Here is an 11,034-nt window from a genome sequence, read left to right as displayed (position 1 = left end):
CCCCGAGGCAGAGCAACGACAATGGCGAAAGTGTGGGCGTGATGGGACTTTCTTCGGTTCCGCTGATCAGCTTTCCCCGGGCGCCGGGAAGGGCGCCGGTGGCCGCCGAGCATCTGCCCGGCCACGCCCTGGCGGCCGGGAGCACCCACGCCCACGACTTCCTGGTGCTGTTCTACGCGCACCGGGCCGACGGGTCCTTCCGGATCGACGGACGGGACTGGACGATGTCCGACGGCGACCTGTTCGTCATCGGCGCGGGCCAGGTGGTGTCGTTCCCGGAGCCGGCGCACGACGTCATCGGGGAGGCCTGGACGGCGTACTTCCCGCCCGAGGTGATCCGGCCCGGCACCCCGGGCGCCTATTCCTCGTGGCGCGCCCACCCGCTGCTGTTCCCGTTCGCCCGGGGCGTCGACCGGGCCCAGCGGCTGCGCATTCCGGCCACCGAGCGCGACGGCTGGTTGCGCCGCTTCGCCGCGCTGGACGCCGAGCTGCGGGGCGGCCGGGACGGGCATCACGAGGCCGCCCTGGCGCATCTGACGCTGCTGCTGGTGGCGGTCGCCCGGCTCGCCACCGACGTGGCCGGCGAGCTGCGGTCGGCGGACGAGCCGTTGCTGGCGGCGGTCTTCGACGTGATCGAGCGGCGCTACCACGAGCCGATCTCGCTGACCGACGTCGCGGCGGAACTGGCGCTGACGCCCGGGCACCTCACCACGATCGTGCGCCGCAAGACCGGCCGCACCGTGCAGCAGTGGCTGACCGAGCGGCGCATGCAGCAGGCCCGGCTGCTGCTGACCGGCACCGATCTGACCGTCGCCGCGATCGGCCGGCAGGTCGGCTATCCGGACGTCAGCTATTTCATCAGGCGCTTCCGGGCCGGGCACGACGCGACCCCCGCGCAGTGGCGCGGGGGTCACGTCTGATGTCCAGGCCTCGCGACCAGGTCAGCGCTTGCGACCAGCTCAGGGCTGGCGACTCAGGGCTGGCGACCGGCTCAGGGCTTGCGGACCGTGAACGCGTCGGCCAGTTCGGCGCGGTCGCGCCAGTAGGACGTCACCGTCAGCGTCCACTTGCCGGTCGCCACGTCGGTCAGCGGGAACGTGACCTTCATCTTCGTGCGGTCGGCGTTGACCTTGACGACCGTGCCCTCCACCGGGTCGGATCCGGGCCGGGTCAGCGCCACCCGCATGTCGGTGGTGAAGTGCTCGCCGGTCAGCGTGACCGTCGGGGTGGTGCCCTGCACGGCGCCCTTCGGTGCGATCTTCGTCGGCCGGAACGCGGCGACCACTCCGACGTCGATGACGGTCGGCGTGGACGCGTCGACCGTGAAGACCTCGCTCTCGCCGGTGCGGTCGTACCGGGTCTCCGCGGTCGGGGTCAGGTCGGAGTCGGTGTCCTCGCTGCCGACCCCCGGCGTGGTGAAACGCCAGCTGGACCGGAACAGGGTGCTGCTCGCCCGGAAGCGCTTGACCGGGACGTCCTCGGAGTAGGCGCCACGGTAGTTGTTCGAGAAGCCGTACAGGTCGTAGTCGTCCTGGGAGCGGATGCTCAGGCCGACCGACTCGGCCGGCGGCTCGCCGGGCTGCCGGACCCCGTCGGCGTTGAGGTCGTTCCACAGCGTGCCCTTGATGATGCCGGACTCGACGATGCGGATCGGCAGTGTCGCGGTGTTGTTCGCGGTCGAGCTCTCCGGCGTCGAGGTGGCGACCGTGCCGACCGGCTCCAGCGTGGTGCCGGCCGGGACCCCCTCGATGGAGACCCCGTTCTGATAGATCGGCCGCAGCCGCTGCCCCGGCGCGATGTCGCCGAGGTGTGTGCAGCTGACCACCGGCGCCTGCCAGTCGCACTCCCAGTCGGAGTTGCTCTCCAGCGAGCCGGCCCGCATGCCGGCCGGCAGCGTGATGCTCACCGTCACGTCGGAGGCGGGCGCCGGGCCGTCGTTGCGGACATAGGTCTCGATGCTGGTCCAGCTCCAGGACGTCAGGATGGTGCGCTCGGCGACCACCTCGACGGCGACGTCGGTCTGGTCGGCCGCCGCCCGCGCCGGCCCGGCGGCGAGGACGGTGCCGGCGGCGGCGATCAGCGCCGCCGCCGACATGGTGATGCCACGTCGATTCTTCATGTGCTCCCCCGTGTTTCTTCGCTCTGCACAGCGAAGGTTAGAGGATCACGTCCATCGATTCAGACCCGGGCGAATCCAATGCCCAGCAGGCTCGCCGCCGCCTGGTAGTCGCCGGCTCGGTGGCCCAGTGACAGCGACCAGTGGTGGCCGACGCCGGACGCGCTCCACTCGTCGACGAACTCGCCCGGGTCGCGGCCGAAGTCGACGCGGCTGGTGGTGTTGCCGATGGCCAGCAGCGGGCCCGGCACCACGGTGCCCTCGGCGGCCACGAAGGACAGGCTGCCGTCCCGGTCCTGGCCCAGCCCGAGCAGCGTCACCGGCCCGTGCCGCACGTCGAACTCCACCGAGACGCCCCAGCCGCGCTTGCCGTGATAGACGCCGAGGCCGCGCAGCAGCGGATCCCGGGACGAGACGGCCAGGTGCGCCGGACCGTCGTGGCCCATCTCCACCACACCGTCCTCGAAGTCCAGCGCCTGGAACTCGCAGAACGAGCCGCCCGCTCCGGCCACCTGGGTAGCGAGCTGGGCGACGGTGGTGCGCAGCTCGTACTCGCCGGTGACCGGGATGCCGCGGGCGGTGAGCAGGGACGCGCCCAGGATCATCCCGGCGCCGAGCCGCTCGTGCTGTTCGCCGTTCAGGCCACGGTGGTAGTAGGCGAGGCTGTCCAGCGCGAAGTCGTCGACCAGTTGATCCAGCCCGACCGAGACCTGGGCGCCCCAGGCGAAGTCCTCCTCCTGCACGGTGTCGTCCACCTTGAAGACCTGGCGCGCCAGATCCATCCGTTCGCGCGTCTGAGCCGGCGTCACCGCCAGCACCCGCTCGCGCAGGTCGTCGAACTCCAGCACCTCGACGTGCGACCCGAAGGTCACGGGCAGCAGCGTGAGGTCGGTGGAGACGTCCAGCATGCCGGGGTAGACGTGGCCCATCAGGCCGTGCCGGGCGTGCCGCAGCGCGGCCCGGATGTGGGCGGCCTGGATCCACCGGCCGATGCGATCCCACGCCGACTCCTGGCGCAGCCAGCCGGAGACCGAGCGGAACGGGATGCCGGCCCGGCGGAACGTGTTGCCCACCTCGGGCACCGGGCACTGGCCGCAATAGGCGAGCCAGGCGCCGGTGTCGAACGACGCGTGGTCCATCCGCTCGGTCGGCTGCAGGTCGATGACCAGGATCGGGGTGTTGGAACGCTGGGCGATCGGCAGCACCATCGAGGCGGTCAGATAGGTGGTCAGGAACAGCACGATGAGGTCGCAGTCGGCCAGCCGCAGCTTCTCGGCGGCGATCGCGCCCTCCTGCGCGTCCGAGATGAACCCGGCGTCGGTCACCTCGGCGTCCATCTCGGCGAACCGCTCGGACACATAGCGGGCCGATTCCTGCAGCTGCGGCAGCAGCGCCGGGAACTGCGGCCAGTAGGTGCCGAGGCCGCCGGCCACCAGCCCGATCCGGGTCTTCCGGCGGCGCTTCATCGCGAGCAAGTCGGACATCATTCCTCCAGCAGGATCACATGCAGGTTCCGGGGGCCGTGCACCCCTTCGACGCGGTTGAGTTCGATGTCGCTGGTCGCGGACGGGCCGCTGATCCAGGTGAGCGGGCGGCCCGGGTCCAGCCGCGGCAGCGCGTCCGGCACCGCGGCCACCACCTGATCCGGGCGCAGCACGCAGATGTGCAGGTCGGGCAGCAGCGAGATGATCCGCCGGCCCTGGTCCGGCGAGGCGTCCAGGACGATGGTGCCGGTCTCCGCGACCGCGACGGCCGCGGCGGTCACCACGCCGTCGGCGGCCGCGATGCGGTCCGCGCTCAAGCCCGTGTCGGTCAGGGCTTCGACGGTCGGCGGCAGCCAGCCGGCCGGCAGTTCCGGGGGTACGACCACCGTCCCGCGCACGATCTCCGCGATGGTGCCGGCCACCTCCGCCTCGGCGCAGCGGTGCACCACGGCCCGGTAGTCGACCAGCCGCTCGACCAGCAGTGCCAGGTCGGCGGGCTCGCCACCGCGGCGGTAGTCCCGCGGCACCGGTGGCGGCGGCGTGCTGCCGGCCAGCGCGTCACCGATCCGGCCCAGGACGACGTCGCGGCTGCTCATCGCTTGGCCCACCAGTCGCGGAAGGTCTCCGGCGGCGGCTCGGGCAGGTCGCGATGCGCGGTCCAGCCGTTCAGCGGCGGCGGGAGGCGCCGGCCCGCGTGCTTGCTGAGCTTCGCGGCGCGCTGCGCGGCCGCGTACAGCCGGGGGTGGTCCATCGTGTACGCCGCGGCGCTCATCGCCGCCTGCTCACCGCGCGGGTGCGGCGCCTGATCGCGGAGGTGCACCAGGATCGAGGGAATGTCGATCTTCACCGGGCAGGCGTCGAAACACGCACCGCAGAGCGACGACGCATAGGGCAGGGACGCGTTGTCCTCGACGCCGGTGAACTGCGGCGACAGCACCGCGCCGATCGGCCCCGGATACACCGATCCGTAGGCGTGGCCGCCGGTCCGCTCGTACACCGGGCAGACGTTGAGGCAGGCCGAGCACCGGATGCAGTGCAGCGCCGCGCGACCGACCTCGTCGGCCAGCACCCGGGTGCGCCCGTTGTCGAGCAGCACCAGGTGGAAGCTCTGCGGCCCGTCCCCCGGCGTCACCCCGGTCCACATCGACGTGTACGGGTTCATCCGCTCGCCGGTCGACGCCCGCGGCAGCAGTTGCAGGAACACCTCGAGGTCACGCCAGGCCGGCACCACCTTCTCGATGCCCATCACGGTGATCAGCGTCTCCGGCAGGGTCAGGCACATCCGGCCGTTGCCCTCGGACTCGACCACCGCCAGGGTCCCGGTCTCGGCGATGCCGAAGTTGGCCCCGGACACCGCCACCTTCGTGCGCAGGAAGGTCTCGCGCAGGTAGCGCCGGGCGGCCGCGGCGAGCACCGGCGGGTCGTCGGTGAGGTCGGGGTCGACGCCGGGCATCTCGCGCAGGAAGAGGTCGCGGATCTCGGTGCGGTTGCGGTGGATGGCCGGCACCAGGATGTGGCTGGGCTTGTCGTCGCCCATCTGCACGATCAGTTCGGCCAGGTCGGTCTCCACCGGGGTGATGCCGGCCGCCTCGAGCGCGTCGTTCAGGCCGATCTCCATGGTGGCCATCGACTTCACCTTGATGACCCGGTCGTGTCCGGTGTCCCGGACCAGCCGGGTGACGATCTCGTTGGCCTCGTTGGCGTCCGCCGCCCAGTGCACGATGCCGCCGGCCGCGGTGACCCTCTCCTCCAACTGGATGAGCAGCTCGGGCAGCCGGGCCATGGTGTCCGCCTTGAGCGCCGACCCGGCGTCGCGCAACTGCTCCCAGTCGGGCAGCTCGGCGATCACCCGGCCGGTCTTGCCGCGAATCGTGCTGGTGGCGTGCCGCAGGTTGCGGCGCATCTGGTCGTTCGCGAGCGCGGTCCGCGCCGCGGCCGGGAACGGCTCGTCGCCGCGCAGCATGCCCACCCCACGCGGCGCTGTGTTGCTACCGGCCGGGGTGCCTCCGGCCCTGGCGGAGAACCCTGGCCCCTTCGGGGCCGGCATGCCGAGGAACGTCATGACGTCGCCGCCAGGATCTCGGCCAGGTGCACGGTCTTGACCCTGGTCTTGGTGCGGGACAAGCCGCCGCCGATGTGCATCAGGCAGGAGGCGTCGCCCGCGGTGACATTCACGGCGCCGGTCTCCAGGACGTGGCCCATCTTGTCGTTCAGCATCGCCGCCGACGTGTCCGCGTTCTTCAGCGCGAACGTGCCGCCGAAGCCGCAGCACTGCTCGGCCGCGGGCAGCTCGACCAGATCGATGCCGCGCACGTTGCGCAGCAGCCGCAGCGGCTTGTCGGCCACCCGCAGCACCCGCAGCGAGTGGCAGGTCGGGTGATAGGTGACCCGGTGCGGCCAGTAGGCGCCCACGTCCTCCACGCCGAGCACGTCCACCAGCAGCTCGGACAGCTCATAGGTGCGCTCGGCGACCGCCGTGGCCCGGGCCGCCAGCCGGTCGTCGCCGGCCGCCGACGCCACCGTCGCGTGCTGGTGCCGCACCGACCCGACACACGACCCGGACGGCGCCACCACCACGTCGTACGGCAGGAAGGTCCGCACGTGCCGCCGGACCAGCGGCAGCGCGGCCCGCTGGTAGCCGGTGTTGATGTGCATCTGGCCGCAGCAGGTCTGGCCGGGCGGGAACACCACCTCGTGACCGAGGCGCTCGAGCAGCAGCACGGTGGCCTTGGCCGCCGCGGGGAACATGGTGTCCGCCAGGCACGTCACGAACAGCGCGATCCGCATCCGCTCACCCCCACAGCCGGTGCTCCAGCGACTCCCAGGGGGACTGGTCGCCGCGGGGCTCGTACCGCCGGATCTGGTGCGTCTCCCGCAGCACGGCCCGCAGCGCGGCAAGATCGCCGCCGAGCGCCCCGGCCGCGCGGGCCTGGATCAGCACGTTGCCCAGCGCGGTCGCCTCCACCGGGCCGGCCAGCACCGGCCGCTCGCAGGCGTCCGCGGTGAGCTGGCAGAGCAGTTCGTTGCGGGCGCCGCCGCCGACCACGTGCACCACCTCCGCGGTGCGCCCGGAGAGCTCGCACGCCGCCCGCACCGACCGTCGGTGGGCCAGCGCGAGGCTGTCCATGATGCAGCGCACGGTCGCCGCCCGGGTGGCCGGCACCGGCTGCCCGGTGCGCTCGAGCTCGGTCGCGATCCGGCCGGGCATGTCGCCGGGCGGCAGGAACTCCGGCCGGTCCACGTCGAGCACCGCCGCGAACGCCGGGGCGGAGGCGGCCGCCCGCAGCAGGCCGGCCAGATCGGGCTCGTGCCACGCCCGCAGGCACTCCTGCAGCAGCCAGAGGCCCATCACGTTGCGCAGGTAGCGAACCGTGCCGTCGACGCCGCCCTCGTTGGTGAAGTTGGCCCGGCGCGACTCCTCGGTCAGCACCGGCGCATCGAGCTCGACGCCGACCAGCGACCAGGTCCCGCACGAGATGTAGGCGAAGTCGGGGCCGTCCGCCGGGACCCCGACCACGGCCGAGGCGGTGTCGTGCGAGCCGACCGCGATCACCGGCGTGCCCTCAGACGTGCCGATCACCGCGCCGGGGGCGCGCAGCGGCGGGAAGAGCCCGGCGGGCAGGCCCAGGTCGGCGATCAGCCCGGCGGCCCATTCCCCGGTGCGCAGGTCGAGCAGCTGGGTGGTGGAGGCGTTGGTCAGCTCGGCCCCGATCTCGCCGGTCAGCCAATAGGCGAGCAGGTCGGGAATCAGGAGCATCCGGTCGGCCCGCTCGGCCAGCGGCTCGGCGACGAGCTGGTAGATCGTGTTGAACGGCTGCTTCTGCAAGCCGGTGAGGGCGTAGAGCTTCTCGTCGCCGATGACCTGGGCGACCCGGTCGGGGACGCCGTTCGTGCGGGCGTCGCGGTAGTGCACCGGGTTGCCGAGCAGCCGCCCGTCCGCGTCGATCAGGCCGTAGTCCACGGCCCACGAGTCGATGCCGATGCCGTCGACCGGGCCTGCGGCCCGCAACCCGGAAAGGACGCCGCGATAGAGGCCGAGGATGTCCCAGTGCAGCGTGTCTCGCACCCGCACCGGTTCGTTCGCGAAACGATGGGCCTCGGTCAGGGCCAATCCGCCGTTGACCACGTCGCCGACCATGACGCGCCCGGACGACGCGCCGAGATCAACGGCGGCGAACCGGCTCATCGCAGGAAGGCCGCTGCGACGCCGGCGTCGACCGGCACGTGCAGCCCCGTCGTGTGCGACAACTCCCCCGCCGTCAGCACGAACACCGCGTTGGCCACGTGCTCGGGCAGCACCTCGCGCTTGAGCAGGGTGCGTTGCGCGTAGTAGGCGCCGAGCTCCTCCTCGGGCACGCCGTAGACCGCCGCGCGCTTGGCGCCCCAGCCGCCGGCGAAGATGCCGGAGCCGCGGACCACGCCGTCGGGGTTGATGCCGTTCACCCGGATGCCGTGCTCGCCCAGCTCGGCGGCGAGCAGCCGCACCTGGTGCGCCTGATCGGCCTTGGTGGCGCCGTACGCGACGTTGTTCGGCCCGGCGAACAGCGAGTTCTTGCTGGAGATGTAGACGATGTCGCCGCCGATGCCCTGCGCGACGAGCACCCGGGCGGCCTCGCGGGAGACCAGGAACGAGCCCTTGGCCATCACGTCGTGCTGCAGGTCCCAGTCCGCCTCGGTGGTGTCCAGCAGCGGCTTGGAGATGGACAGCCCGGCGTTGTTCACCACCAGGTCGACGCCGCCGAAGGCGAGCACCGCCTCCCGGATCGCCGCGGCCACCGCGGCGCCGTCGGTGACGTCGACCCGCACGGCGATCGCCTTGTCCGGCCCGCCGATCTCGTCCGCCACCGTCTTCGCCGTCGCGGCGTCCCGGTCGGCGACCACCACGCAGGCGCCCTCGGCGGCCAGCCGCAGCGCGATCGCCCGGCCGATGCCCGAGCCGCCGCCGGTGACGAACGCGATGCGGGTGGCCAGCGGCGCCGGCTTCGGCATCCGCTGGAGCTTGGCCTCTTCCAGCGCCCAGTATTCGATCCGGAACTTCTCCGCCTCGTCGATCGGGGCGTAGGTGGAGATCGCCGAGGCGCCGGCCATCACGTTGATCGCGTTCACGTAGAACTCGCCGGCCACCCGGGCGGTCTGCTTGTTGGCCCCGAAGGAGAACATGCCGACGCCGGGCACCAGCACGATCGCCGGGTCGGCGCCGCGCATCGCCGGGGAGTCCGGTCCGGCGTTGCGCTCGTAGTAGCCGCGGTAGTCGTCCCGGTAGGCCGCGTGCAGCTCGCGCAGCCGGGCCTCGACCTGGTCCAGCGGCGCGTCCGGCGCGGTGTCCAGCACCATCGGCTTGACCTTGGTGCGCAGGAAGTGATCGGGACACGAGGTGCCCAGCGCCGCCAGCGATGGCATGTCCGCCCGGCCGACGAAGTCGAGCACCACGTCGGTGGCGGTGTAGTGGCCGACCTGGGGGCGATCGGTGGAGGCGAGGCCGCGCAGGATGGGGAACAGAGCAGCGGCTCTTTCAAGGCGCGCGGCGGTTTCCAGCGGCGAGTGGATCAGAGATCCGAAGGGCTCGGAGCGGCCGTGCGCGGCGATCCAGGCCGCGGCGGTGTCGATGATCTCGCGCGAGTTGGCCTCGCACTCGTCGCTGGTCGCGCCCCACGCGGTGATCCCGTGCCCGCCCAGCACCACGCCGATCGCCTGCGGGTTGGCCCGCTGCACCGCGGCGATGTCCAGGCCGAGCTGGAAACCCGGCCGGCGCCACGGCACCCAGAGCACCCGGTCGCCGAAGATCTCCTTGGTCAGCGCCGGCCCGTCCGCGGCGGTGGCCAGCGCGATGCCCGCGTCCGGGTGCAGGTGATCCACGTGCGGCGCGTCGACCAGTCCGTGCATGGCGGTGTCGATGGACGGCGCGGCGCCGCCCCGGCCGTGCAGGCAGTAGTCGAACGCGGCGACCATCTCGTCCTCGCGGTCGACGCCCGGGAAGACCTCGGGCAGCGAGCGCAGCCGGTCGAGGCGCAGCACGGCCAGGCCGGCCTCGGTCAGCGTGCCCAGGTCGCCGCCGGAGCCCTTCACCCAGAGCAGGTCGACCGGGCGCCCGGTGACCGGGTCGGTCTCGGCGCCCTTGGCCGACGTGTTGCCGCCGGCGTAGTTGGTGGTCTGGGGATCGGCGCCCAGGCGATTGCTGCGGGCGAGCAGGTCGGCGACGGCCGGGTTGGTCATGTCGTCCTCACTGAAGTGGGCCGTGAAACGTTTCACGACACGTTACGGGCATGTGTCGGGACCGGTCAAGAAGAAAGTGGTAGCCCAGCCGGGCATCCGGACCACGGATGCCCGGCTGGGCTACCACTTTCGCGGGTCAATGGGTGGCGGTGGACGCGCGGGCGATCAGCTCGGGGGTGAAGATCGCCTGTTCGTGCACGTGGCCGGGGTTGGTGGCCTCATCCAGCACCAGCTGGGCGGCGGCCCGGCCGAGTTCCTGGCGGGGCTGTCGCACCGAGGTCAGCGGCACCGCCGCGGCGGCCGCGAACTCGATGTCGTCGAAGCCCACGATGGCCAGGTCCTCGGGCACCCGGCGGCCGGACCCGATGGCCTGCTGCAGCAGCCCGAGCGCGATCAGGTCGTTGGCGCAGAACGCCGCGGTCGGTCGGCGCCGCGCGGGCAGCCCGGCCAGCCGCTCCCCCGCCGACCGGCCGTCCGCCACGGTCATCGCCGCGGTGGGCAGGAAGATCAGGTCGTCCGGCGGCAGCCCGCTGTCGGCCCAGATCTCCCGCGCGCCCTGCAGGCGCTCGCTGACCTGGCCGATGGCCTCCGGCCCGCCGGCGAACGCGACCCGCCGGTGCCCGTTCTCGATGAGGTGCTCGACCGCGATCCGGCCGCCGTAGACGTCGTCCACCGCGACCGAGCAGAAGTCGCTGCCCCGCACCCGGTCGACCACGACCACCGGCACGCCGCGCCTGCTGATCTCGCCGAGCAGCGCCGAGTCCGGATCCACCGGGGTGATCAGGATGCCCTGCACGCGCTGCTGGAGCAGGCGGTCGAGGTGCATCTCCTCGCGGGACACGCGGCCGTTGCTGTTGCAGATGAACAGCGACAGGTCAGCGTCCTCGGCGGCCATCTCGATGCCCTGGGCCACGTCGTGGAAGAACGGGTTGTTGCCGTCCAGCATCACGTACGCCAGCGTGCGGCTGGTGCCGGCGCGCAACTGGCGGGCCGACTCGTTGCGCACGAAGCCGAGCTCGGCCATCGCGCGCTCGACCCGCTCACGGGTCGCGGTGGCGACCATCTCGGGCCGGTTCATGACGTTGGAGACCGTGCCGAGCGAGACGCCCGCCGACGCGGCCACGTCCTTGACCGAAGGTGCCTTGCCGACGACCACGCTCACCTCGGGTTTCTTGAAACGTTGACCAGCATCCTACGGGCACTTCAGGTCAAGGTTTCGCA

At 72.3% G+C, this 11,034-nt stretch carries 9 protein-coding genes; 1 reads left to right on the top strand and 8 read right to left on the bottom strand.

Translation table 11 applies throughout. The annotated features are described in order from the left end of the window. The first annotated feature begins 41 nt into the window (after nt 1–41). The gene (locus ACZ6TI_RS14375; protein WP_465345489.1) at nt 42–920 is read left to right on the top strand and encodes a helix-turn-helix transcriptional regulator; all 879 of its coding nucleotides are present in this window, start codon (nt 42–44) and stop codon (nt 918–920) included. Nucleotides 921–991: 71 nt separating this feature from the next. On the opposite strand, the gene ACZ6TI_RS14370 is transcribed toward ACZ6TI_RS14375, so the two are convergent. The 8 genes from ACZ6TI_RS14370 to ACZ6TI_RS14335 form a co-directional block, all read right to left on the bottom strand. Next, complete coding sequence (locus ACZ6TI_RS14370; protein WP_465345488.1) at nt 992–2,119, bottom strand: hypothetical protein; 1,128 nt, start codon at nt 2,117–2,119, stop codon at nt 992–994. Nucleotides 2,120–2,178: 59 nt separating this feature from the next. Further along, nucleotides 2,179–3,600 carry an arabinose isomerase gene (locus ACZ6TI_RS14365; RefSeq protein WP_465345487.1) on the bottom strand — a complete coding sequence of 474 codons (1,422 nt, stop codon included), beginning with the start codon at nt 3,598–3,600 and terminating at the stop codon, nt 2,179–2,181. Then, nucleotides 3,600–4,196: a LutC/YkgG family protein gene (locus ACZ6TI_RS14360; RefSeq protein WP_465345486.1), complete on the bottom strand. Its 597-nt coding sequence runs from the start codon at nt 4,194–4,196 to the stop codon at nt 3,600–3,602. Before ACZ6TI_RS14360 ends, ACZ6TI_RS14365 begins: the two co-directional genes overlap by 1 nt. Continuing rightward, the gene (locus tag ACZ6TI_RS14355) at nt 4,193–5,662 is read right to left on the bottom strand and encodes a lactate utilization protein B (protein ID WP_465345485.1); all 1,470 of its coding nucleotides are present in this window, start codon (nt 5,660–5,662) and stop codon (nt 4,193–4,195) included. Before ACZ6TI_RS14355 ends, ACZ6TI_RS14360 begins: the two co-directional genes overlap by 4 nt. Beyond that, nucleotides 5,659–6,387 carry a (Fe-S)-binding protein gene (locus ACZ6TI_RS14350; RefSeq protein WP_465345484.1) on the bottom strand — a complete coding sequence of 243 codons (729 nt, stop codon included), beginning with the start codon at nt 6,385–6,387 and terminating at the stop codon, nt 5,659–5,661. Before ACZ6TI_RS14350 ends, ACZ6TI_RS14355 begins: the two co-directional genes overlap by 4 nt. 4 nt (nt 6,388–6,391) lie before the next feature. Continuing rightward, on the bottom strand, nt 6,392–7,786 hold the full coding sequence (locus tag ACZ6TI_RS14345) for a rhamnulokinase (protein ID WP_465345483.1): 1,395 nt from the start codon (nt 7,784–7,786) through the stop codon (nt 6,392–6,394). Next, nucleotides 7,783–9,849, bottom strand: coding sequence for a bifunctional aldolase/short-chain dehydrogenase (locus ACZ6TI_RS14340; protein ID WP_465345482.1), 2,067 nt, complete (start codon nt 9,847–9,849; stop codon nt 7,783–7,785). Before ACZ6TI_RS14340 ends, ACZ6TI_RS14345 begins: the two co-directional genes overlap by 4 nt. A gap of 100 nt (nt 9,850–9,949) precedes the next feature. Further along, nucleotides 9,950–10,975 carry a LacI family DNA-binding transcriptional regulator gene (locus tag ACZ6TI_RS14335; RefSeq protein WP_465345481.1) on the bottom strand — a complete coding sequence of 342 codons (1,026 nt, stop codon included), beginning with the start codon at nt 10,973–10,975 and terminating at the stop codon, nt 9,950–9,952. Nucleotides 10,976–11,034: the final 59 nt, after the last annotated feature.

It is taken from the genome of Actinoplanes sp. NPDC051388, from assembly GCF_055586225.1.
This window is presented reverse-complemented; position numbering and strand designations above follow the sequence as displayed.

What these genes read in the sequence shown, in the direction of transcription:
- ACZ6TI_RS14375 (WP_465345489.1), top strand. Translation starts at nt 42, where the DNA reads ATGGGACTTTCTTCGGTTCCGCTGATCAGCTTTCCCCGGGCGCCGGGA.
- ACZ6TI_RS14370 (WP_465345488.1), bottom strand. Translation starts at nt 2,119, where the DNA reads ATGAAGAATCGACGTGGCATCACCATGTCGGCGGCGGCGCTGATCGCC.
- ACZ6TI_RS14365 (WP_465345487.1), bottom strand. Translation starts at nt 3,600, where the DNA reads ATGTCCGACTTGCTCGCGATGAAGCGCCGCCGGAAGACCCGGATCGGG.
- ACZ6TI_RS14360 (WP_465345486.1), bottom strand. Translation starts at nt 4,196, where the DNA reads ATGAGCAGCCGCGACGTCGTCCTGGGCCGGATCGGTGACGCGCTGGCC.
- ACZ6TI_RS14355 (WP_465345485.1), bottom strand. Translation starts at nt 5,662, where the DNA reads ATGACGTTCCTCGGCATGCCGGCCCCGAAGGGGCCAGGGTTCTCCGCC.
- ACZ6TI_RS14350 (WP_465345484.1), bottom strand. Translation starts at nt 6,387, where the DNA reads ATGCGGATCGCGCTGTTCGTGACGTGCCTGGCGGACACCATGTTCCCC.
- ACZ6TI_RS14345 (WP_465345483.1), bottom strand. Translation starts at nt 7,786, where the DNA reads ATGAGCCGGTTCGCCGCCGTTGATCTCGGCGCGTCGTCCGGGCGCGTC.